General features: G+C 65.8%; 20 protein-coding genes and 1 pseudogene. 9 read left to right on the top strand and 12 right to left on the bottom strand.

Features of this window, described 5'->3' with window-relative positions; genetic code table 11:
• Positions 1-2 precede the first annotated feature (2 nt).
• The 5 genes from ACVW17_RS25815 to ACVW17_RS25835 all read right to left on the bottom strand — a co-directional run bounded on the left by ACVW17_RS25815 (position 3) and on the right by ACVW17_RS25835 (position 5,506).
• Complete coding sequence (locus tag ACVW17_RS25815) at positions 3-731, bottom strand: ABC transporter ATP-binding protein (protein ID WP_456754493.1); 729 nt, start codon at positions 729-731, stop codon at positions 3-5.
• Positions 724-1,566 (bottom strand): ABC transporter ATP-binding protein, encoded by an 843-nt coding sequence (locus ACVW17_RS25820; RefSeq protein ID WP_456754494.1) that lies wholly within the window; start codon positions 1,564-1,566, stop codon positions 724-726. The genes ACVW17_RS25815 and ACVW17_RS25820 overlap by 8 nt, the downstream gene beginning before the upstream one ends.
• Positions 1,551-2,789 (bottom strand): ABC transporter substrate-binding protein, encoded by a 1,239-nt coding sequence (locus ACVW17_RS25825; RefSeq protein ID WP_456798006.1) that lies wholly within the window; start codon positions 2,787-2,789, stop codon positions 1,551-1,553. Before ACVW17_RS25825 ends, ACVW17_RS25820 begins: the two co-directional genes overlap by 16 nt.
• Positions 2,790-2,986: 197 nt before the next feature.
• Positions 2,987-4,096 (bottom strand): class II histone deacetylase, encoded by a 1,110-nt coding sequence (locus ACVW17_RS25830; protein ID WP_456754496.1) that lies wholly within the window; start codon positions 4,094-4,096, stop codon positions 2,987-2,989.
• A 42-nt stretch (positions 4,097-4,138) separates the two neighbouring features.
• On the bottom strand, positions 4,139-5,506 hold the full coding sequence (locus ACVW17_RS25835; protein ID WP_456754497.1) for an aminotransferase class III-fold pyridoxal phosphate-dependent enzyme: 1,368 nt from the start codon (positions 5,504-5,506) through the stop codon (positions 4,139-4,141).
• Positions 5,507-5,665: 159 nt separating this feature from the next.
• Between ACVW17_RS25835 and ACVW17_RS25840 the strand changes: the two genes are divergently transcribed.
• Positions 5,666-6,307, top strand: coding sequence for a TetR/AcrR family transcriptional regulator (locus ACVW17_RS25840; RefSeq protein WP_456754498.1), 642 nt, complete (start codon positions 5,666-5,668; stop codon positions 6,305-6,307).
• 158 nt (positions 6,308-6,465) lie between these two features.
• On the opposite strand, the gene glnA is transcribed toward ACVW17_RS25840, so the two are convergent.
• Positions 6,466-7,875 (bottom strand): type I glutamate--ammonia ligase, encoded by a 1,410-nt coding sequence (gene glnA / locus ACVW17_RS25845; protein ID WP_456733062.1) that lies wholly within the window; start codon positions 7,873-7,875, stop codon positions 6,466-6,468.
• A 150-nt stretch (positions 7,876-8,025) separates the two neighbouring features.
• Positions 8,026-8,364, bottom strand: coding sequence for a P-II family nitrogen regulator (locus ACVW17_RS25850; protein ID WP_044542445.1), 339 nt, complete (start codon positions 8,362-8,364; stop codon positions 8,026-8,028).
• A 355-nt stretch (positions 8,365-8,719) separates the two neighbouring features.
• Between ACVW17_RS25850 and ACVW17_RS25855 the strand changes: the two genes are divergently transcribed.
• Together ACVW17_RS25855 and ACVW17_RS25860 are read left to right on the top strand one after the other, a co-directional pair.
• Positions 8,720-10,219 carry an NAD(P)H-hydrate dehydratase gene (locus tag ACVW17_RS25855; RefSeq protein WP_456754499.1) on the top strand — a complete coding sequence of 500 codons (1,500 nt, stop codon included), beginning with the start codon at positions 8,720-8,722 and terminating at the stop codon, positions 10,217-10,219.
• Positions 10,220-10,433: 214 nt separating this feature from the next.
• Positions 10,434-10,985, top strand: a complete 552-nt coding sequence (locus tag ACVW17_RS25860; RefSeq protein ID WP_456798007.1) for a flavin reductase family protein — start codon at positions 10,434-10,436, stop codon at positions 10,983-10,985.
• Between the two features lie 17 nt (positions 10,986-11,002).
• On the opposite strand, the gene ACVW17_RS25865 is transcribed toward ACVW17_RS25860, so the two are convergent.
• Positions 11,003-11,902 (bottom strand): LysR family transcriptional regulator, encoded by a 900-nt coding sequence (locus tag ACVW17_RS25865; protein WP_456754501.1) that lies wholly within the window; start codon positions 11,900-11,902, stop codon positions 11,003-11,005.
• 141 nt (positions 11,903-12,043) lie between these two features.
• On the opposite strand from ACVW17_RS25865, the gene ACVW17_RS25870 reads away from it, so the two are divergent.
• The 6 genes and pseudogenes from ACVW17_RS25870 (at position 12,044) to ACVW17_RS25895 (ending at position 18,094) form a co-directional block, all read left to right on the top strand.
• Positions 12,044-13,045, top strand: coding sequence for an HpcH/HpaI aldolase/citrate lyase family protein (locus tag ACVW17_RS25870; RefSeq protein ID WP_456798008.1), 1,002 nt, complete (start codon positions 12,044-12,046; stop codon positions 13,043-13,045).
• A complete protein-coding gene (locus ACVW17_RS25875; protein ID WP_456798009.1) occupies positions 13,035-14,234 on the top strand; it encodes a CaiB/BaiF CoA transferase family protein in 1,200 nt (399 codons plus the stop codon). The genes ACVW17_RS25870 and ACVW17_RS25875 overlap by 11 nt, the downstream gene beginning before the upstream one ends.
• A 39-nt stretch (positions 14,235-14,273) precedes the next feature.
• A complete protein-coding gene (locus tag ACVW17_RS25880) occupies positions 14,274-15,647 on the top strand; it encodes an LLM class flavin-dependent oxidoreductase (protein ID WP_456798010.1) in 1,374 nt (457 codons plus the stop codon).
• Positions 15,648-15,746: 99 nt separating this feature from the next.
• Positions 15,747-16,229, top strand: a pseudogene (locus ACVW17_RS25885) (MFS transporter); the annotation flags it as partial.
• 100 nt (positions 16,230-16,329) lie between these two features.
• Positions 16,330-17,136 (top strand): MFS transporter, encoded by an 807-nt coding sequence (locus tag ACVW17_RS25890; RefSeq protein WP_456798011.1) that lies wholly within the window; start codon positions 16,330-16,332, stop codon positions 17,134-17,136.
• 124 nt (positions 17,137-17,260) lie between these two features.
• Positions 17,261-18,094 (top strand): tetratricopeptide repeat protein, encoded by an 834-nt coding sequence (locus tag ACVW17_RS25895; protein WP_456754506.1) that lies wholly within the window; start codon positions 17,261-17,263, stop codon positions 18,092-18,094.
• Between the two features lie 27 nt (positions 18,095-18,121).
• Here ACVW17_RS25895 and ACVW17_RS25900 read toward each other — a convergent pair whose 3' ends face one another.
• From ACVW17_RS25900 to ACVW17_RS25915, 4 genes are all read right to left on the bottom strand, one after another.
• Positions 18,122-18,832 carry a hypothetical protein gene (locus ACVW17_RS25900; RefSeq protein ID WP_456798012.1) on the bottom strand — a complete coding sequence of 237 codons (711 nt, stop codon included), beginning with the start codon at positions 18,830-18,832 and terminating at the stop codon, positions 18,122-18,124.
• Positions 18,833-18,950: 118 nt separating this feature from the next.
• Positions 18,951-19,883 carry a hypothetical protein gene (locus tag ACVW17_RS25905; RefSeq protein WP_456798013.1) on the bottom strand — a complete coding sequence of 311 codons (933 nt, stop codon included), beginning with the start codon at positions 19,881-19,883 and terminating at the stop codon, positions 18,951-18,953.
• A gap of 58 nt (positions 19,884-19,941) precedes the next feature.
• The gene (locus ACVW17_RS25910; RefSeq protein ID WP_456798014.1) at positions 19,942-21,027 is read right to left on the bottom strand and encodes an enolase C-terminal domain-like protein; all 1,086 of its coding nucleotides are present in this window, start codon (positions 21,025-21,027) and stop codon (positions 19,942-19,944) included.
• Between the two features lie 18 nt (positions 21,028-21,045).
• Positions 21,046-22,380 (bottom strand): multicopper oxidase family protein, encoded by a 1,335-nt coding sequence (locus tag ACVW17_RS25915; RefSeq protein ID WP_456754512.1) that lies wholly within the window; start codon positions 22,378-22,380, stop codon positions 21,046-21,048.
• Between the last annotated feature and the right edge of the window lie 97 nt (positions 22,381-22,477).

A 22,477-nucleotide genomic window follows, 5' to 3' on the forward strand; every position in this document is an offset into this window, starting at 1 on the left:
GATCAGCCTCCGAGATAGGTTGCGAGCAGCTCGTCGCGCTGCAACAGCACGGATGGTTCGCCCGACCAGACGAAAGCACCGTTGTCGAGCAGGTGAATGCGGTCGGCGATGTCGGCGACGCGCGCCGGGTTCTCCTCGACCAGCAGGATGGTGCGGCCGCTGGCCTTCAACCGCCCGATCACCTCGTAGATCTGCTCGATGATGATCGGGGCGAGGCCGAGCGACGGTTCGTCGATCAGCATCACGGTGCCCTTCATCATCAAGCCGCGGCCGATGCCGACCATCCGCCGCTCGCCGCCGGACAGGCTGGCTGCGATCTGGCTCTGCCGCTCGGCGAGCTTTGGCAGCAGCGTGAAGACCTCATCGAGCCGCCGCGCCACCGCCGCCTGATCGGAATCGAGATAAGCGCCCATCAGCAGGTTCTCGAGAACGCTCATGCCCGCGAACAACAGATCGCCTTGCGGCACATGGATCACGCCGCTGGCCGCGACCCGATGCGCCGGCTGGCCGGAGATCAGGCGGCCATTCAGCGAGATCGATCCCTTGCGCACCGGGAGCAGGCCGGAGATCGCGCGCAGCAGCGTGGATTTGCCGTGCCCGTTCGGGCCGACCACGGTGACGAGCTCGCCCGGATCGAGCGACAGCGAGACGCCCGTGAGGACGTTGCGCGCGTCGTAGCCGGTCACGAGCCCGTTGACGACGAGGCCGGAGGAATTGGACGGGTCAGCCATGGGCACTGAGCTCCGGCTGCTTGACGAAGAAGGCCTTGAGCCGGCTGGTGGCGGCCTTGCCCAGATAGGTCTCGACCACGGTCTGGTCATCGGCGACCGCCGAGGGCGCGCCTTCGAAGATCGCTTTGCCGTGGTGCATGATCACCACGCGCGTCGACAGCGAGAGCAGGAAGCGCATGACGTGCTCGATCAGCAGGATCGCAATCCCCGATGCCGACAGCCGCCTGACGACGTCGGCGATGCGATCGACCTCCGACGGGCTGAGGCCGCCGACCGGTTCGTCGAGCAGCAGCAGTTGCGGGGAGGTCGCAACGGCGCCCGCGATCATCAGAAGCTTGCGGTCGAGCACCGGCAGGTCGCGCGCGATGCGCTGGCGGCCGGCGATGCCGACCAGATCGAGCGCTGCGGCGGCGCGTTGCCGGGCGGCCCGGCTGACCGCAAAGCCCGGGAAGCGGCGGTTAGTGTCGCCGAAATGCGCGGCGACCTCGATATTCTCCTGCACCGAAAGGCTGTCGAACGCCGCATTGAGCTGGAAGGTGCGAGCGATTCCGGCGCGGCACACCTCATGTGCGGCAAGGCCGGTGATGTCGCGCCCCGCAAACAGGATGCGGCCCTCGGTGATGTCAGTGACGGCGGTGACGACGTCGAAGAATGTCGTCTTGCCGGCACCATTCGGGCCGCCGAGCCCGACCACCTCGCCGGGGCGAACGCTCAAGGACAGACCATCCACCGCACGGAGCGACCCGAAGGTCTTGGTCACGTCCTCGCAGACGAGCAGCGGGCCGTTCGTCTGGTCAGGGGAGGTCACCGCGTCGGCCTTTACGCCTTGATCCACGGCGGCAGCTTCATGGTGTCCGTCGCGTAGAGCGCGGGCGCGATCAGCTTGGGATCGGTGCGGTAGTCCTGGTGTTGCAGGAACTGGTGCACCATTCCGAGCGACGGATCCTTGATCTGGGTCGGATAGCAGAAGGCGGACTGGCCCTTCGGATCGGCGTGGTAGATGCCGTTGACGCCGCGATAGATCAGCCGCTTCATCGCTTCCGAGATCTTGCGGGTCTGCTCCTTGTTGCTGGGCTCGCTGGCGCCGCCGGCGATCGCGGCCGACAATGCATAGTGCCACAGCCCGTCATAGGTCTGCGAGCCCGTGATGAAGGCGGCATTGGCGCCGAACTTCTCGCGATAGGTCTTGCGGTAGGCCGCGGAGAATTCGTCGGGCAGGCAGCCGATCACGGTGGAATAGATCACGCCGTTGACCGCTTCCTTGCCGATCTCGCGGAATGCAGGGAGTGACGGCCCGTATTGCATGTAGACCAGGCTTTGGGTCGGCTCGGGCAGGAACTGGGTCATGAACTGCGCCAGATCCTGCGGCAGGAAGTGCGTCACCGCGATCGCGGCCGGCGGGTCCTGGCGCAGCTTGGCGAGCGTCGGTCCCCATTGGTTGGTCGGGAACGGCACGGTTTCATAAAGACCGAGCTCGAAGCCGAATTCCTTGACGCGGTCGCGGATCGCGTTGGCGATCACGATCGAATATTCGTTCGCCGATGGGATGATCGCGATCTTCTTGTTCGGCGGGTTCCACTGCTTGCTGTCGATCAGCGATTTCAGGAACAGCAGGAAGCCGGGGCCGTAGTAGAACTCGGGCGGATCACCCTGGAAGCAGGAGTAGTAGCGCTGCGGATCGCTGAGGAATTTCGTGTTGTGCGAGATCAGCGTGTTGTAGTGCACGAAGATCACGTCGTTGTCGGCGGCGACGTCCATCTCCACCATGTTGGTGCCGACATTGTAGCCGTTGATGATCGCGCTGGCCGAGTGGCGATCGATCAGGCGTTGCATCGCCTGGGTCACGATATCGGCGCCCATCTCCTTGGTGTCCTCGATCGCGATCTGGATCGGACGTCCCAGGATGCCGCCGGCGGCGTTGATCTCTTCGGCGGCGAGCGTGAGGCCGTTCTTGAACTCGATGCCGTCAGCGGCGGCAAAACCTGACATCGGCAAGGCCGAGCCCACCTTGACCGGGCCGCCTGCGGCGCGCGCGCCGTTGTTCAAGCTCGCCAGCATTGCAATTGAACCTGCGCCGGCGGCAACGCCGCCGAGAAGTGAACGTCGGTCGAGCATGATCGTCAGTACCCTTCGTCTCCGGCGCGGACTATCCGACGCCTCCCTTTAAAGCAGGAGATGCACGGCCGCGGCTGTTGCAGCGATTACTGCACGAACCGTGCCATGGCATCCGGCAATCGCATTCAGCAATGCCATCGTCAGCGCGCAGCAGGCAGCCGGCTGACGAGCGCGGCAGCCGCATCGATCACCGCGGCCTGATGCGGTTGCAATTCATTGCCGCCCCATGCGGCCATCAACGGCTCCCAGGGATCCGCGATATCGGTCTTGATGCCTGACAACTCCTCGAGCACCGCGAGCCCGCAATAGGGTGCGTACATTTCGGAGTAGCCGCCTTCATGCGTCATCAGGATGCGGCCGTTGCACAACGTCTTGGCAGCAGCGCGCAGCATGCGCGTCATCTCGCGATACGCCGCAGATGACAGCATCATGCGGCCGAGCGGATCGACGCCCGATGCATCGAAGCCCGATGCCACCACGATCATGTCGGGTGCGAAGCGGTAGAGCGCGGGCAGCACGACGCGTTCGAATGCTGTGCGATAGGCGCCGATGCCGGAGCCCGGCGGCAGCGGGACATTGATGTTGTAGCCGCCGCCTGCGCCGTCGCCGTTCTCGGCAAGCGCACCGGAATCGGGCGGGAACAGGTTGTCCTGGTGCAGCGAGATCGTCAGCACGCTCGGGTCTTCGTAGAACACCGCCTGGGTGCCGTTGCCGTGATGGACGTCCCAGTCGACCACGGCGACGCGCGCCACCTGGCCGGTGGCCTGCAAATGCCGGATCGCGATGCTGGCGTTGGCGAACAGGCAGAACCCCATGCCCAGCTCCGGCCGGGCATGATGTCCCGGCGGACGGACCAGTGCATAGGCGGTCTCGACCGCGCCCGATGCGACCGCTTCGCCCGCGGCAATGGCACCGCCCGCTGCAAGCAATGCGATCTCGTAGCTGCCGGCGCCGAGCGGCGTCAGTTGGCTGGCATCGCCGCCGCCGGCGTCGCTGAGGCGCTTGATATGGGCGATATGCTCCGACGTATGGACGCGGGCGAGTTCGGCCACCGTCGCCGCGCGCGGCCTGATCTGCACGAGATGATCGAGCAGGCCGCTGACCTCGACCAGGTTGCGGAAGCGGCGCTTGGTCTCCGGATTCTCGGCATGAGTGCCGGGCTGGATCGTCAATCCCGGCGGAAACACCTGGGCCCAGTTGCCGGTGTTGTGCCACATGTAAAGTTCATGGCAGACGAACCCAGTAGCCATGCGAACGATCCCTTGTCCCTGTCGCGCCCGCCTCGTGTCGATCTATTCCACCGCGCTGATCGCCTCGTCGAACGTATCCGCGATCTTGTCGGCGTGTTCGGTGGTGAACGTCAGCGGCGGGGAGATGATGAAGGTATCGGCGAGGTTGCGGATCAGGACGCCCTTGGCGACGCAGCGCTCCCAGATGCGCTGGCCGAAATTCTCCGCGAGGTCGAATGGCCGCTTGGTCACGGGATCGGCGACCAGCTCGATGCCGAGCATCAGCCCCTTGCCGCGCACGTCGCCCATATTGGGATGACGCTTCTGGATGTCCTTCAACCGCGCCAGCAGATAGGCGCCGACCTTGCCGGCATTGGCCGGCAGCTCCTCCTGTTCGACGATGCGCAAATTGGCGATCGCGGCGGCGCAGGCGAGGGGATGGCCGGCATAGGTATTGCCGTGCATGAAGGCGCGCGGCGTGAATTGCGACTTGTCGTCGGACTGAAAGGCGGCTGCGACCTTCGCGTTGATCAAGGTGGCACCGAGCGGGATGTAGCCGCTGTTGATCCCCTTGGCGAACACCATGATGTCGGGTTTGACGCCCCAGGCGCGGCTGCCGAACATGCTCCCCGAGCGGCCGAACCCAGTGACGACCTCATCGGCGATCAGCAGCACGCCGTGGCGATCGCAGACCTCGCGCAGCAGCGGCCAGAAATTCGCCGGCGGCACGATCACGCCGCCGGCGCCCTGCACCGGTTCGGCCATGAAGGCGGCGACGCTGTCCGGTCCCTGATAGACGATCTCGCGCTCGAGCAACTCGGCGCAGAGCCGGCCGAGCGCCTCCGGGTCCGACGTGAACGGGTTGCGATAGACGTGCGGCGTCTCGACCTGGAAGAAGCCCGGCAGCAGTGGCGTGAATTGCTCCTTGTAGACGTTGACGCCGCCGGCGGACAGCGCTCCCAATGTCACGCCATGATAGGCGCCGCGCAGCGAGATGATCTTGGTGCGCAGCGGCTGGCCGGCGAGCCGCCAATATTGCTTGGCGAGCTTGATCGCCGCCTCGTTGGCCTCCGAGCCGCCGGACGAGAAGAATGCGCGCACCATGCCCTCCGGCGCAGCCAGCCGGCAGAGCTCGTCGGCGAGCGCGACGGACGGGCTGTTGGTGGTGTTGCCGAAGGTCGAATAGAAGCTGAGACGATCGAGCTGCTCGATGATCGCCTGTTTGATCTCGGGTCGGCCATGCCCGACATTGACGTTCCACAGCCCGGCCTGTCCGTCGAGATAGCGGCCGCCATGGCCGTCCGAGACATAGACGCCTTCGCCGCCCTCGATGCAGATTGGCGGGTTCTCGGCGAGGAAGTTGGCATTGGCGAAGGGGTAGACGACGTGACGGATCAGCGTGTCGTTGTTGCGAGCGGTGGCTGCGGTCATGGTCCCGTTCCTCTCGACGAGTGTTGTCCCCGGTTCATCCGGTGCTCATTGCCGCAAGGATAAACACAGGAGACAAAACTGGTCAAATGACCAATTTTGTGCAACATGCAAATTTGTGCGGCACGGGATAAACAATCGTTGAGCGCATTGGAGAAACGGATGGCAATCGCGGGACGTGAGGCGGTCGGTGCCAAGGGCGAACGGACGCGGCGCCAGATCATCGAGGGCGCCTTGCAGGCACTCGGCACCGGCGGCGTCGCGGCGACCACGACGCGCGACATCGCGGCCGGCGCCGGCGTCCGCCTCGCCACGCTGCACTATCATTTCGAGAGCAAGAGCGCGCTGCTGCTCGCGGTGCTTGAACATCTGATCGACGAGACCACCACGGCGCTGCGCGAGGAAACCGGCGATAGCGCCGACATCGCGAGCTGCATCCGCGAATCCCTGCGCGCCGGCTGGCGCTATCTGACGCGAACGCTCGAGCTGCAGATCGTGCAGTATGAACTCACGCTCTATGCGCTCCGCCGTGACGATGCGGCCGGGCTAGCGGCCTATCAGTACGACGCCTACATCAAGGTCTATCAGGACATCCTGCAAGGCGTCGCGGTGCGAACCGGCGAGCTCGATGCGGCGGGATGCGCCGACGTCGCCCGCTTCATGCTGGCCGGTATCGACGGCCTGCTGTTGCAGGAGCTGGCGAAGCCGAACAAGGCGCGCTCGTCACGCGCGATCGAGACGCTGATCGCGGCGACCCAGGGATTCGCGAGCCGGCTGTCGAATGATCGCAAGGCGCGAAAGTAAGTGCGCAGAACCGTCGGATGGGTAGAGCGAAGCGAAACCCATCATGTTTTCCGCGGACCAGAGTCGATGGGTTTCGCTGCGCTCTACCCATCCGCACCGTTCAAAACAAAAGGCGCTCCCATCGGAAGCGCCTTTCGCATTCGTGCGTGCTGCAAGACTTACAGCGAGTAGTACATCTCGAACTCGACCGGGTGCGGGGTCATTTCGAAACGGGCGACCTCGGTCATCTTCAGCTCGATATAGGCGTCGATGAAGTCGTCGTCGAACACGCCGCCGTTCTTGAGGAACGCGCGATCCTTGTCGAGGCTCTCGAGCGCTTCGCGCAAGCTGCCGCAGACGGTCGGGATCTGCTTCAGCTCTTCCTTCGGCAGATCGTAGAGGTCCTTGTCCATCGCCGGACCCGGATCGATCTTGTTCTTGATGCCGTCGAGGCCGGCCATCAGCATCGCGGCGAAGCCGAGATAGGGGTTGGCCATCGGGTCGGGGAAGCGCACCTCGACGCGCTTGGCCTTCGGGTTCGCCGTATAGGGAATGCGGCAGGACGCCGAACGGTTGCGCGCGGAGTAGGCGAGCAGCACCGGCGCCTCATAGCCCGGGACCAGGCGCTTGTAGGAGTTGGTCGACGGGTTGGTGAAGGCGTTGATCGCCTTGGCGTGCTTGATGATGCCGCCGATGTAGTGCAGGCAGGTCTCCGACAGGTCGGCGTACTTGTTGCCGGCGAAGGTCGGCTTGCCCTCCTTCCAGATCGACTGGTGGACGTGCATGCCCGAGCCGTTGTCGCCATAGACCGGCTTCGGCATGAAGGTTGCGGTCTTGCCGTAGATGTGGGCGACCTGGTGGATGCAGTACTTGTAGACCTGCATCTGGTCGGCCATCAGCGTCAGGGTGTCGAACTTCATGCCGAGCTCGTGCTGGGCGGACGCGACCTCGTGATGGTGCTTCTCGACCTTGACGCCCATCTTGGCCATCGCGCCGAGCATCTCGGAGCGCATGTCCTGCACCGAGTCCTGCGGCGGCACCGGGAAGTAGCCGGCCTTGGTGCGGATGCGGTGGCCGAGGTTGCCGCCTTCATATTCGGTCGACGAATTGATCGGCAGTTCCGAGGAGTCGAGGCGGAAGCCGGTGTTGTACGGGTCGGCCGAGTAGCGCACGTCGTCGAACACGAAGAACTCGGCCTCGGGGCCGACGAACACGGTGTCGCCCACGCCCATCGACTTCACCATCGCCTCGGCCTTCTTGGCGATGCCGCGGGGATCGCGGTTGTAGGGTTCGCCGGTGGTCGGCTCGAGCACGTCGCAGGTGATGACCATGGTGGTCTCGGCGAAGAACGGATCGATCGTCGCGGTAACGGGGTCGGGCATCAGGCACATGTCGGATTCATTGATCGCCTTCCAGCCGGCGATCGACGAGCCGTCGAACATCGTGCCCTCGGCGAAGATGTCATCGTCGATCATGCTGACGTCGAAGGTGACGTGCTGCCACTTGCCGCGCGGATCGGTGAAGCGCAGGTCGACGTACTTGACGTCGTTGTCCTTGATCGATTTCAGGACGTCTTTGGCGGTCTTCATGAATACCCCTTATGATGTGCGGGTCGGTTTCCAGCGGTGAGCGACGTTATTCCCGCTTTTGGCGGGTTCGTGTGACTGCTCAAACGAAATCAGGCTGCCGAAGCAGCCTTTTTTCTCTTTTGCCGTCAGAAATTCCGGATAGCACCGCCCTTAAATAGCGTCCAGCCCGGATTCGCCGGTCCGGATGCGGATGGCTTCCTCGATGTTGGAGACGAAGATCTTGCCGTCGCCGATCCGCCCGGTCTGGGCCGCGCGACGGATCGCGTCGATCGCCTTCTCGACCAGCTCGTCGCCGATCACGATCTCGATCTTCACCTTGGGCAGGAAGTCGACGATGTATTCCGCACCGCGATAGAGTTCGGCGTGGCCCTTCTGGCGGCCAAATCCCTTGGCCTCGGTCACGGTGATGCCTTGCAGTCCGACTTCCTGGAGCGCTTCTTTCACCTCGTCGAGCTTGAAGGGCTTGATGATGGCTTCAATCTTCTTCACTGAGCGCCTCCCGGGCATTGCAGATTGCAGGGTCGAGTTCGATGCGCGTGGGGCGCAGTCAGGTTGGTCGTAAGCCTTCCGGCTTGTGGCCGGAAACACGCGCAATGGTCGCATGATGCGGCCCTTGTACGCGGCTTCCTCAAAAGCAGGGTCTATGCCAAGTTGTTAAGGTCCCCGATTTCGGAACGTTATCAGCCTTTTAACAGGCAATCGGTTGATATCGAACCACATGGGCCATGATATCCAAGCCTAACAAATAGGCAAATAGATCAATCCGTATGCATTCGGTCATGAGAAGTCCCGCGAACGTCACAGGAATTGCCTCTCGAAAAGGCGAAGCGATTGAGGATTCGGCATGGACGTTCTGACCACAACCGAGATGGAGCGCGCCGACCGGCTGACCATCGCAGCCGGCACCCCGGGCTTTGCGCTGATGATGAGCGCCGGCCAGGCCGTCGCTGAAGCCGCGATGGACCTGGTCGAGGAGGGGCCGATCGTCGTGGTCGCCGGCCGCGGCAACAATGGCGGCGACGGCTTTGTCGCCGCCGCCGAGCTTGCCGCGCGCGGCCGCGAGGTCTCGGTGATCCTGCTCTGCGAGCGCGACAGCCTGCAGGGCGACGCGGCGCTGGCGGCCAAGGGCTGGAAATATCCGGTGCTGCCGTTCAACCCGCAGGCGCTCGGCAAGCCGGCGCTGATCATCGACGCGTTGTTCGGCGCGGGCCTCAACCGGCCGGTCAAGGGCGATCCGCTGGAGATGATCGCGGCCATCAACGCCAACGGTACGCCGGTGCTGGCGGTCGACCTGCCGAGCGGCATCAACGGCACCACGGGTGCCGTGATGGGCGCGGCCGTGCAGGCGACCGAGACCGTCACCTTCTTCCGCAAGAAGCCCGCGCATCTGCTGCTGCCGGGCCGGATCCATTGCGGACGGGTGCGCGTCGCCGACATCGGGATCGACGCGCAGGTGCTCGACGAGATCAAGCCGCTGACCGCGGAGAACGTGCCGCAGGCCTGGCGCTGGTCGTTTCCGGTGCCGCGGATCGACGGCCACAAATATGCGAGGGGGCATGCCGTCGTGGTGTCGGGCGATCTCGCCTCGACCGGCGCGGCGCGGCTTGCCGCGCGCGCGGCGCTGCGCGCCGGCGCCGGCCTCGTGACGCTGGCTTCGCCGCGCGATGCGCTGGCCGTCAACGCGGCGGCGCTGACCGCGGTGATGGTGCGCGCGGTCGACAACCCGATCCAGTTCGCCGAACTGCTCGACGACAAGCGCCTCAACGCCTGCGTGATCGGCCCCGGTGCCGGCGTCAGCGCGCGCACCCGCGACTTCGTGCACACCGCGCTGTCGGCGCAGCGCCATCTGGTGCTCGACGCCGACGCGCTGACGAGTTTCGCCGGCTCGCCGGACCGGTTGTTCGAGGCGATCAAGGCGTCCGATGGACACGGGGTGGTGCTGACGCCGCATGAGGGCGAGTTTCCGCGGCTGTTCAGCGACATCTCCAACAAGCATCCCGGCCGCTCCAAGCTCGAGCGCGTGCGCGCCGCGGCCGAGCGCTCCGGCGCGGTGGTGCTGCTGAAGGGCGCCGACACGGTGGTCGCCTCGCCCGACGGCCGCGCCACCATCGCCGCCAACGCGCCGCCCTGGCTTGCCACCGCCGGCGCCGGCGACGTGCTATCAGGCATCATCGCAGGCTTCCTGGCGCAGGGCGTCGCGGCCTTCGAGGCCGCCAGCATCGGCGTCTGGCTGCACGGCGAGGCGGCCGGCGAGGCGGGGCCCGGCTTGATCGCGGAAGACCTCACCGAGGTGCTGCCGGCCGTGTTCCGCCGCCTCTATGACGAGTTCGGGATTGAGTATTAGGCGGCCCTGCGAAGGCCTCTCGGAATGCGGCACTACTTCGCCGTTCGCCTTGAGCACCGCTGAAGCCGGCGCACAGGGACGCCGGGTCGCTTGCGTGGCAGCCGCCGCCCCGCATTGTTCGCGGGAACTGAACAACTGGTTAGATATTTGCGTTTCTTCGATCGGTCCGGCTGGCCTATACGATCGCGATCGTTGCCTCGCATGGACCAATTCGATGAACGCACCGAGCAATCCGCTTTCCACCACCGAGCGGACCGCCGCTCCGTTTCACGGGAGCGTCGACCCGGCGTCCTATCGCGCGGCGATGCGACATCACGCCGGTGCGGTGACGATCCTGTCCGCGGGCGGGCCGGGCGACCGGACCGGAATGACCGCGACGTCGGTCTGCTCGCTGTCCGACACGCCGCCGCGGCTGATCGCCTGCGTCAACCGCGCGGCGAGCGCGCATGGCCTGATCCGGCGCACGGCCGCGTTCGGCGTCAACATGCTGCATGCCGACCAGGCCGAACTCGCCAACGTGTTCGCCGGCCGCCGCGGCATCGAGCGGGACAGTCGCTTCAGGGAAAGTGACGGCTGGCTGTCGCTTGCCACGGGCGCGCCGATCCTTAAAGGTGCGCTGATCGGGCTCGATTGCGAGCTGATCGACGAACATGCGCACGACACGCATTCGATCTTCGTCGGCGCGGTGCGCGCGATGCATTTGCGTGAGGGGGAGACACCGCTGGTCTATTTCGGCGGCGCATTCCGCGCGCTCGCTCCGGCGTGACGACCGAGACGGACGGCTCAGGGGCGCGGCTTGAGGAATTTGTGAACCACTGACGTCAGCGCGCTGGCGGCCGGCGAGAAAGATTGGCCCCGCAGCGAGACGATGCAGACCGTGCGCTCCAGCGTCGGATTCGTGATCGGCAGCGCCTGCATCGTCTTCCTGACCGGCCGCGGCAGGGCGACCTTCGGCAAAATGCCGACGCCAAGGCCGGCGCCGGCCAGCGCGGCCAGCGTATAGCTGTGCTCGACCTCGAACTTGATCTTCATCTGAAGGTTACGCACCGCGAGCGCGCGCTCCAGCATCGAGCGCAGCGCCGCCGATTTGGAGTTGAGCAGGATCGGGTAGGCGGACAGTTCTGTGAGATCGACCGAGCTGCGCTTGCGAAACGGGAACGCCCTCGTCGCCAGGGCATAGATCGGATCGTTGAACAACGGCGCAAACTGAAACTCGGTCGAGCCGTCCATCTCCGGTCCGATGCCGAAATCGGCCTCACGCCGGCGCAGGCAGTCCAGCATGTCCTCGGCCGCGAGCTCGCGCAGATTGATGTTGATGCCGGGATAGCTTGCCTGGAAGGCATGCAGCGCTTGCGGCAGGACGGTCGCGGCGATGGTCGGCACGCAGGCGAGCGACAGCGTGCCGCGCTGGATGTCGATCACCTCGCGGATCTCGCGCAGACCGTTCTCCCATTCGCCGAGCGCGCGTCGCGCATGCGTGAGCAACTGCAATCCTTCCGCGGTCAGTTCGACGCGCCGCGTGGTGCGGTGAAACAGCGCGGCGCCGACCTGGTCCTCCAGCAGCTTGATCTGCATGCTGACCGCGGATTGCGAGCGGTTGAGCTGCTCGGAAGCCTGGCGAAAGCTCTTGTTCTCGGCAACCGCAATGAACATGTGCAGCAGCTTGAAATTGATCTGCGACATCGATTGTGCCCCGCAGAGATTATCCCGACAAACTGAATAGTTCTTAAGATAATCTCGTTAGAAAGATCAGTGTCGGACATCTAGCATGATTGCATTGGCCGCGGGAGACGATCCGGCGGCGCGATGCAGAAAAGAAGCTTCATGTCCTTCACCGTCACCAAGCCGCGGACACGCCGCGTCCAGCGTTCCGAGCTCGCGGTTCCGGCCACCTCCACCCACTTCTTCGAGCGCGCGGCGAACAGCGCGGCCGACTTCATCTTCCTCGATCTCGAGGATGCGGTGGCACCGCCGCGCAAGGTCGAGGCGCGCGAGATCGCGATCGAGGCGCTGAACCGGATCGACTGGGGCAACAAGACGCTGGCGGTGCGGATCAACGGGCTCGACACCGAATGGGCGCATCGCGACATCATCGAGATCGTCAGTCGCGCGCCGCGCCTCGACCTCGTCATGGTGCCGAAGGTCGGCACCGCCTTCGACGTCCGTTTCGTCGACGCGCTGCTGACCGGGCTCGAACGCGAGTTCCCGCGCGCAAAGCCGCTCGGCATCGAGATCCTGATCGAGACCACGCTCGGCCTCGCCAATGTCGAGGACATCGTGCAGGCGTCGGAGCGGCTGGAGGCCGTCATCTTCGGCATCGGCGATTACTCGATCGACCTGCGCACCTGCGGCGAGATCATCGGCGCGTCCGATCCGCGCTATGCGGTGCTCACCGATGCCGGTGCGGGCGGCGCGCGCCAGATGCACTGGAACGACCAGTGGCATTTCGCGCTGGCCCGCATCGCCAATGCCTGCCGTGCCCACGGGCTGCGCGCGATCGACGGTCCCTATGCCAATTTCGGCGATGCCGCGGGATTTCGCGCCAGCGCCGCGCGGGCGGCCGCGCTCGGCTTCGAAGGCAAATGGGCGATCCATCCCGCGCAGCTCGAGATCGCCAATGAAATTTTCTCGCCGACCGCGCGGGAGATCGGCTGGGCGCGCGAGATCGCGGCCAAAATCCAATCCGCGAGTGCCGGCGGCGACGGCGCCTTCGGGCAGGACGGCGTGCTGATCGACCTCGCGGTGCTGAAGCGCGCGCAGGCGATCATCGACCGTCACGAGGCGATCGCGGCGGCGGGCAAGGAGGGGGCGCGCAATGTCGCATGAGCCGCCACTGGCCGGCATTCGGGTTCTCGACATTGCGACCTTCGTGGCGGCGCCGTTCTGCGGAACCGTGCTGTCCGACTTCGGCGCCGAGGTGATCAAGATCGAGCAGCCCGGCACAGGCGATCCCTTGCGGCGGTTCGGCACGCCGAGCGAATGCGGCGACAGCTATGTCTGGCTCAGCGAGGCCCGCAACAAGAAATCGGTCACGCTCGACCTGAGGAACGCGCAGGGTGCTGCGCTGTTCCGCGAGCTGGTGCGCCAGTCGGACGTGGTGCTGGAGAATTTCCGGCCGGGCACGCTGGAGAAATGGGGCCTCGGCTTCGAGGCGCTGCGCGAGATCAACCCCAGGCTCGTGATGCTGCGCATCAGCGCCTACGGACAGGACGGCCCGTTGCACGACAAGCCGGGCTTTGCCCGGATCGCCCACGGGTTCAGCGGGCTCGCTTACCTCGCCGGCGAGGCCGGACGCCAGCCGGTGATGCCGGGCTCGACCTCGCTCGCGGATTATATCTCCGGGCTGTGGGGCGCACTCGGCGTGCTGTTGGCGCTGCGCCATGCCGACGCGACCGGACATGGCCAGGTCGTCGACATCGCCCTCTATGAATCGGTGTTCCGCCTGCTCGACGAGATGGCGACCGTGTTTGCCAAGACCGGCTTCGTCCGCGAGCGGCTTGGCGCCGACACGGTCAACGTCGTGCCGCACAGCCATTACCAGACCGCCGACGGCAAATGGGTGGCGCTGGCCTGCTCGAGCGACAATATGTTCGAGCGCCTGGCGCAAGCCATGCAGCGCCCCGAACTTGCGACCGATCCGCGCTACGCGGCAATGGCCGGGCGGCTGGCGCGGCGCGAGGAGGTCAACGGCATGGTCGCCGACTGGATCGGCTCCATGCCGCTCGAGACGGCGCTTGCGGAATGCGAACGCTATGATGTGCCGTGCGGGCCGATCTACAGCATCGCGGACATCTTCGCCGATCCGCAGTACCGCGCCCGCGGCAATATCGTCGAGGTGCCGTCGCGTGCCGGGCCGATCGCGGTGCCGAGCGCAATCCCGAAGATGTCCCGCACGCCGCCGCAGTTCCAGCATGCCGGCGTGGCGCTCGGCGCGCATACCGATGAAATCCTGACCTCGCTTGCCGGCGCAACGGCGGCGGCGCTCGCCGCGCTGCGCAACGACGGGGTGATCTGACATGAACCCATTATCCTGCGGCCACGAAGGAACGACGCCATGACCAGGCAGATGAAACTGATCGGCTTCCTGCAGGCCCAGAATTGCTCGAACTATCCGGCCTCGTGGCGTCATCCCGACTCGAAGCCGAACTGGTTCTCGCGCGAGTATTATCAGGAGATCGGCCGCACGCTGGAGCACGGCAAATTCCATCTCGCCTTCTTCGACGACCGGCTCGCGATCCCCGATCGCTTCGGCGACGATTTCCGCGAGACCGTCCGCCACGGCGTGCGCGCGGCCAAGCTCGATCCGGTTGCGGTCGCGCTGACGATGGGACTGGCGACCGAGCGTCTCGGCATCGGCGTGACTTACTCGACCACCTATTACGAGCCGTTCCATGTCGCGCGGGTGTTCGCGACGATGGACCTGCTGCTGGGCGGCCGCGCCGCCTGGAACGTGGTGACCTCGCTGAACGATTCCGAGGCGGCGAATTTCGGCGCCTCGCGGCATCTCAGCCATGATCTGCGCTACGACCGGGCCGACGAGTTCATGGAAGTCGTGCTCGGGCACTGGAACAGCTGGGAGGACGGCGCGGTCCGCTTTGACCGCGAGAGCGGCCTGTTCGCCGACTCGGCGAAGGTGCACCGGCTCGATCATCACGGGCAGTTCTTCCGCTCGCGCGGGCCGTTCACGGTGCCGCGCTCGCCGCAGGGGCATCCGGTGATCATCCAGGCCGGGCAGAGCGGCCGCGGCAAGACCTTCGCGGCGCGCTGGGGCGAGCTGATCTTCGTGATCTATCCCACTCTCGACATCGCCAAGCGGCAATATGCCGATTTGAAGGGAACATTGGCGAAGACGGGCAGGGACATCAGCATCGCGCCGGCGGTCTACCCGGTTGTCGCCGAGACCCAGGCCGAGGCCGAGGACAAGTTCGCGGCGATCGACGCCCTCGCCAAGCCGATCGATGCGCTGACGCTGTTGTCGGAGGTCTTGAACTACGATTTCGCGGCCAAGCCAATGGACGAGCCGTTCACGTCGGATGAACTGGCCTCGATCAGCGGGCTGCAGGCGATCCGCGACCGCGTCATGAATCTCTGCGGCAAGCCCAACCCGACCCCGCGCGACTTCGTCCAGTTCAGCGGTCGAGGGACGCTCGCCGAACTGCCGACCTTCGTCGGCTCGCCCAAGGCCGTCGCCGATCAGATGGAGCGCTGGTTCTCCGAAGGCGGCTGCGACGGCTTTGTCGTCGCCGCCACCCATGTGCCCGGCACCTACCAGGACTTCGTGCGCCTGGTGGTGCCCGAGCTGCAGCGCCGCGGCCTGTTCCAGCGCGAGTACCAGGGCTACACCCTGCGCGAGAACCTCGGTTTGCCGCGGCCGGAAGCGGCGCGTGCAAGCAAGGCCTGCGAGGAGGCGCGCGTTTCGACCGGATGATGCCAGCACGACCATCACTGCAGACAACGATCAAAAAACAAAATCAGGGAGGCAGAATTGACCACGACAGGCGTCAACGCGGGCGGGCGGCTCGACAGGTTGCCGATCTCGGGATTTCACTACCGGATCTTCGCACTGATCGGAGCCGGACTGTTCGTCGATGGCTTCGAGATTTTCCTCGCCGGCAGCATCCTGGGCGCGCTGGTCCAGTCCGGATATTCGGACCTCGCCCAGAATGCGCGCTTCATCTCGGCGACGTTTGTCGGGATGCTGATCGGCGCCTGGCTGGCAGGCGTTGCCGGCGACCGCCTCGGACGGAAGTTCGCCTATCAGGCCAACCTCCTGATCTTCGGCATCAGCGCGCTGGCGGCGACGCTGGCGCCGTCGATGAACTGGCTGATCGCGGCGCGCTTCGTGATGGGTCTCGGGCTCGGCGCCGAGATCGTCGTCGGCTATGTCGTGCTCAGCGAATTCATCCCGCCGCAGCAGCGCGGGCGCTGGGGCGCGGCGCTCGCGACCTGCACCAACGGCGCGTTGTTCGTCGCGACGCTGGTCGGCTGGGTCGTCATTCCGCATCTCGGCTGGCGCTGGATGTTCGCGCTGTGCGGCATCGGCGCGATGATCGGTCTGGTTCCTGCGGCGCTCGCTGCCGGAATCGCCGCGCTGGCTGGAGACGCAAGGCATGAGCGCGGAAGCGGAGGCCGTGCTGGCTGCGATCGAGCAGGAGGTCGGCAGCGGCAAGACGCTGCCGACCCCGGCCTATCAGCCCGCTCCGGTCCGGCCCGATACCAGCTTCACGCGGCTGTTCTCGCGCGCGTTGATCGCGCGGACCGTCGTCGGCTGCATGATCCTGGTCGGGCTCAACACCGCGGTCTACGGCTTCATCGCCTGGATTCCGACCTTCTTCGTCAAGCAGGGCATCAACCTGTCGTCGTCGCTCGGCTACACCATGCTGATGACGCTCGGCAGCCCACTCGGCACGTTATCCGGCATGTGGATCGGCGAGAAGATCGACCGCAAGCCGTCGCTGATCGTGCTGTCGCTCGCGGCGGCCGGGCTCGGGCTGATCTATCCGATGTTCATCAATCCGGTTGCCTTCGTCGTGATCGGATTCCTGCTGGTGTTCACGGTGGCGGTGATGCTGGCGCTGGCCTGGGGGCTCTACATCCCCGAGCTGTTCCCAACCGAGCTCAGGATGCGCGGATCCGGCATCTGCAACACGGCCGGCCGGCTGATGTCGATCGTCACGCCGTTCGCCGTGGTCGAGCTGTTCACGAGGTTCGGCGTCACCGGCGTCGTCTCGGTCGTGGCCGGGCTGCTGGTGGTGCAGGCGGTCGCGGTCGCCGTACTCGGCATCGAGACCCGCAAGCGTCCGCTGGAGGCGTTGCGGCCGGAGGCGATGGACGCTGAGGGGCCGCTCGCGCAGGCACGGCAAGCTGCAACCGAGCCCCGGAGCGATCGCCGGCGGCGAGTGAAATCAAGCGCGTGATGTTTGCATGATCCGTGCATGCGAACATCGGCTCGTGGCCATGTCTCACGATACTTTTGGTGGACGCGTCGCGGGATGCGGGCTAAACGCGCAGGAAATTCCTTCGGCACCGTGAATCTCGCTCGTGAGTGGCAGGCAGAACAATTTCCTTGCTCAGGCGCTGCAACAAGGCGCATTGGCGTTGCGGGCGCAGCAGTTTGCTCAGGCCGAGCAGATCGCGACCAACATCCTGAAATCGAACCGCACGGACCGGCACGCCGCGCTGCTGCTGGCGCATGCACTGATGGGGCAGAAGCGAGGCGACGAGGCGATCGCGCCGCTCGAGCGGGTTGCGCGCCGCGGCGAGGACGGCGAGGTTGAAACCCTGCTTGGCGCGTTGCTGTGTGGCGCGGGTCGCGCGCCGGACGGGATTGCGCAGCTTCGCCGCACGGCAGCGCGCCGGCCGCCATACCTCCCCTCGTTCCGGGAACTCGCCGGCCAGCTCGCCAAGGCCGGTGACTACGACGAGGCGATCGGCACGATCGAGGCCGCCCTTGCGCTGGCTCCTGACAGCGTCGACCTGAAGTACGATTTGGGGCGCCTGTTGCACGATGCCGGCCGGATCGAGCGGGCTGTGAGCGTCCTCACTGCCGCGCATCGGGCTGCACCGGAACGTCCCGACGTCCTTAGCCAGCTCGGGCGAGTCCTGATCCTTCATGGTGATTACGCCGCGGCCGCGGATGCGTTGCGCCGCGCGCTCGCGCTGTATCCGGACGACCGCTTGACCCGTGCCCATCTCGCGTCATCCCTGTTCGAACAGGGTGAGCGCGGCGCAGCCGAGGCGGCGCTGCGTGCCGTCGTCCGGGGGCAGCCCCAGCTATTGGGACGCGCGGCATTCGTCATGGCCGCGGGGTCGCATGGCCGCTTCTTCTTCTCGCAGCGCGCGGCCGCGAAATTCCTCGGTGGTGACGCAGGCTGAGCGCAGCGGACGACACCCCGTCGTGCGTCAAGCCCTGAATTTTCTGCGGTAGAGGTTGGGCTCGCGCTTGAGCTCGCCGCGAAATTCGCCGACGCGCTTGGCTTCATCCGTGGTGAACGGCGATGCCTGCGCGGTCCAGCTGTCGCGCTTCACCGGAATGCACTGCGCGATCGGAGTGCCCTTGGGCAGGACGCCTCTGAAATTCCTGTCGTGCCAGTACGCCGGGAAATGCACCCAATTGTCGGCATAGAGATCGGAATTGACCAGGCCGGTGAGCGTGGTGAACGGCAGGTCGAAACGGTTGACGGGATGCGTGAAGTAGACCGCGTAGCCTTCGGGCGCTTCGACGGTCCACAGATTGTGGAATTTGAGGAAGAAGCGGCCCTCTTCGAACAGCGGGGTGCCGGTGACCTGACCGGGGTCGTGAAATCCGATCGGCGAGCGCGGGAATTCGGGCGTGCCTCCCGGCGGCAGGTCGTGGTCCCAGGTGATCTCGCCGTCCTCGATCTTGAGATCGCAGACCAGCGGCAGCAGGAATCCGCAGGTCATCGCATCGACGAATGGCGGGCAGCGCTTGATGGTGTCCTCGTCGTGCAGGTTGATCGAGGAGAACGCCGTCGCCGGCATCGCCTTGAGCCAGTCGGGAACACCCTGGGCCGCCGGGATGGGCCGCGGAATCAGTCCCTCAAGCTCCGCCGGGCAACGGAATTTGAGCGTCAGCTTGTTGGTGGTGGACATTGGGCGCTCCGATGTCCTGTTGGCCTACATCAATGCGTGCCAAAGGTGAAGCGCATGATCGCCGGTGGGCAGCCGCCGCCCATCCGCCGATTCATGATTGCGAGAGCGGCAGGCTGCATCACTTGCGCACGAGATAAAGCGGCGTTCTCAGCGTCAGCTGATAGGATGGCTTCGGTACCCATATGATCTGGGCCGTGACCCCGAACAGACGATTGTCGTTGTCGTCCATCCGATCGAGATCGAGCCTGAGAATGGGCTGGGTGAAGGACTGGATCGGCGCGAAGCTCAGGAGCTGCGCGCCGCCAAAGTATTGCACGCCGGCGCGGCCGGTGAATTTCCAATTGCTCGGCCACTGATAATAGCCGCCGACATAGCCGATGACGTTCGGATGGATCCTGGCCAACGCGGTCGCGACCTCGACGCGGGTGTCCTGGATGCCCGCCAGCATTCCCCGTGTCGCGTCCTCATCGAAGGCGTAGTCGAACTCGAGAATGTTGTTGAAGGTCGTCGTGGCCGTCGGCCCGTTCGGGATTGTCTGGGTGAACGTCGATTGCCAGGTGATGGTCGGGATCGAGCCGCCGTTCTGACTGTAGAGGTCCGCCTGGAACCCGACGTTCCAACTGGTGGCGTCGAAGGGTGACCAACCCTGCGCTGGCCCGTAGGTCGTCGTGCCGGACATGCCGGCGTAGAGCGAGACCGTATCGGAGACATCCACCGTCAAGGGGAAATCGACGGCAAGCGATTGGCGGGATGGCAGGGGTACGCTCGCGGGAAGCGAGCCGCCCTTGGCAAGCGCGAGCGACTGCAGCGCGCTGAAGAGAGCCGGGCTGCCGAAACCGACCGGCAGGGCGCCGGCCGGCACCGTTGCGTAGCTTGTCCGCAAATCGAGATAGATATTCGGCGCCGCGTTCGAGTTGCCGCTGTCGTCGTCGCGATCCTTGCCGGACGCCGGTCCGGTGAGGCATGCGGCGATCAGGCCGGTCAGGACGAGCCTCGACAACACCAGGGACTTGCCGAATGAGGTGGTCGAAAGGCGCGGGGGAACTGGCACGACCTCCGGGCTCCTCACCCATTTCGACGCGCCAAAGCGCGATGAGACTGGATCGAATCTAGCTTACCAGATATTTCGCCACCGCCGGCTCGTTCCACTCGATGCCGAGCCCCGGACCGCGCGCGGTCACCGCGCCATCGATGATCTCGGCGGGCCTTGTGAGGATCGCGCCGGCGAAGTCGAGGAATTCGAGCCAGTGCGCGGTCGGCGTCACCGCCAGCAGATGCGCGCTGACCTCGGCGAACAGATGGCTCGACATCGGGATCGAGGCGGCATCGGCCTGTCCCGCGACCTGCATCCAGCCGGTGACGCCGCCGACCTTCATCACGTCGGGCATGATGAAGTCGGATGCGCCGGCGGCGACAGCCTCGGCGAAGCCGCGCGGAAACCACCAGTTCTCGCCGGCCTGGATCGGCGTCGGCGAGGTCTCGCGGACCTTGGCGTGGCCGGACAGGCTTTCCTGCGGCACCGGCTCCTCGATCCAGTGCAGATCGTAGGGGGCAAGCCGGGCGATGCGGCGGGTCGCTTCCGCCGGATCGAGCGACTGGTTGAAGTCGATCATCAGCGCGATGTCGGGACCGAGCAGGGCGCGCACGCCCTTGACGACGCGCTCGTCATTGGCGGCATCGCCGTCGCCGCCCTTGATCTTGATGCCGCGAAAACCCTGGTCGAGCGAACGGCGCAGCGCGCGCTCGTCAGCCACCGGATCGACCACGCCGTAGCTGTCATAGGCCCTGATCGGCTTTGCCGAGCCGCCGAGCAGCTCGACCAGCGGCCGGCCGGCGAGCTGGCCGAGCACGTCCCAATAGGCCATGTCGAGGCCGGACACCGCCATGCCGACCAGGCCTTGCGAGCCGAGCAGCCGAAACCTGGCGTCCATCGCCTTCATCAGGTCGAACGGCGCGACCGGCTTGCCGATGAGCTCGCGGCCGATCTCCTCGATCAGATAACAAAGCGGGTTAAGCGTGAGCTTGCTGTAGGCGAAGATGTAGGTACGGCCGGTAACACCTTGATCGGTCTCGACATCGATCAGGACCAGCGGGCCGGAATCGATCACGCCGAAGGCGTTCTTCACCGGACGCTTGAGCGGCACCACGACGCTTCGCGCCTTCACTCCGCGGATCGCCGCAACTGTCTGGCCCATGGACGTTTCCCCTTGTTGTTATTGGACACTGTACCATCGGACGAGCCGGGGCGCGGCCCAATCGGCTGCGACCTGCTCGATCAGATAGCGGCCGGGATACTCGGCGAGGAAGGCGATGCGCTGGGTCTGGCCGGGCTCGATCGCGAGCGTGTCGAGCCAGAACGGCTTCCAGCCGTCGTCGAGCCGATCGAGCAGACGGAAGTGGTGGCCGTGCAGGCGAAAGACGCTGGCGATCGCACCGCGGTTGGTCAGCGCCAGCACCACCGGCCGGCCGGCTTTGGCCTGAAACGCCGGCGCGGCCGACGGCTTGAACTCCGCAGGGCGGAACCAATCGGTCGGCATGCCGAGCGCGAGATCGAATCGTGCGGCGCTCTTGAGGTCGAGCGCGGCCGGCATGTCGTTACCCGGCAGCGGCGGCGCGGGCGGGAACGGCGCCGGCCGGATCGGCGGTTCGTTCGAGACGATGAGCTTGCCGACCGGGCGCGCCTGCTTGCCGTCATGCAGCAGGATCGGAAAGCCGGTTCCGGCCGGCCCGGCCGCGTCGACAAATACATCCGTACGGCTGCCGGGAGCCAGCACCAGGGCACCGTTGCGGGCCGAAAACGGTTCGGCCGGCTGGCCGTCGATCGCCATCACCCGGACGTCGAGGTTCTCCAGCTTGACCGCCAGCACGCTGCGTTGGCTGCCATTGATGAAGCGGAGTCTGAGCCGGGTATTGGCCGGTGCCGAGATCTCGTATGAGATTTTGCCGTTAATTGTATGAATTGGCGTCGAATCCTTGGGATCGCTGCCGGGCGGGATCGCGCTGCCGTCCGGCCGCAGGCGCCATTCCTCGATCAGCAAGACCTCGTCGCGATCGACCGCGACCGGGGAAGCGCCGGTGACGATCAGCGGGCGCGGCCGCGTCGGCGCCGCTCCGCCATCGCCGAGCAGCGGCGTGCACAGGAAGGTGCCGGCATGGCGGAGCGGCAGCTGGAAGGTATCCTTTGCTCCTGTGGCGAGGGGCGCCCGCGAGGCCAGCGGCTCCGCGGCCGGGATGCCATCGAGCCCGCGGCAATCGAGCGCGGCCGAGACCGGCAGCTCGTTGCCAAAGGTCACATCGAGCAGCTCGCCGCGCTTGAAGCGCAGCTCGCCGCTGCCGAGCGACCAGACCGGGGTTTCCGGGCCGTCCGGACGCAGCGCGATGCGGTCGGTTTTGGCCACCAGCGCGACCGCGGCGCGGCCCTGTGCCGAGCCGGTCGCAGGCCATGCCGGGCAAAGCGCCGCGGCGCCGAGCGCGGCCATCAGGTGGCGCCGGGTGAGCGAAAATTCGGGACGTGTTGCGGGACTTGCCATCCGGCCGATGCGGACCATTTTAGAGGGTACCTGTCCAGTCGCGATCGGTCGCAGGGCGGGCTCTCCAGTGGCCATTTTTTTGCTGCGAACCGGTGGGCGCATGTTATAAGCCCGG

It is taken from the genome of Bradyrhizobium sp. USDA 4473, assembly GCF_054063335.1.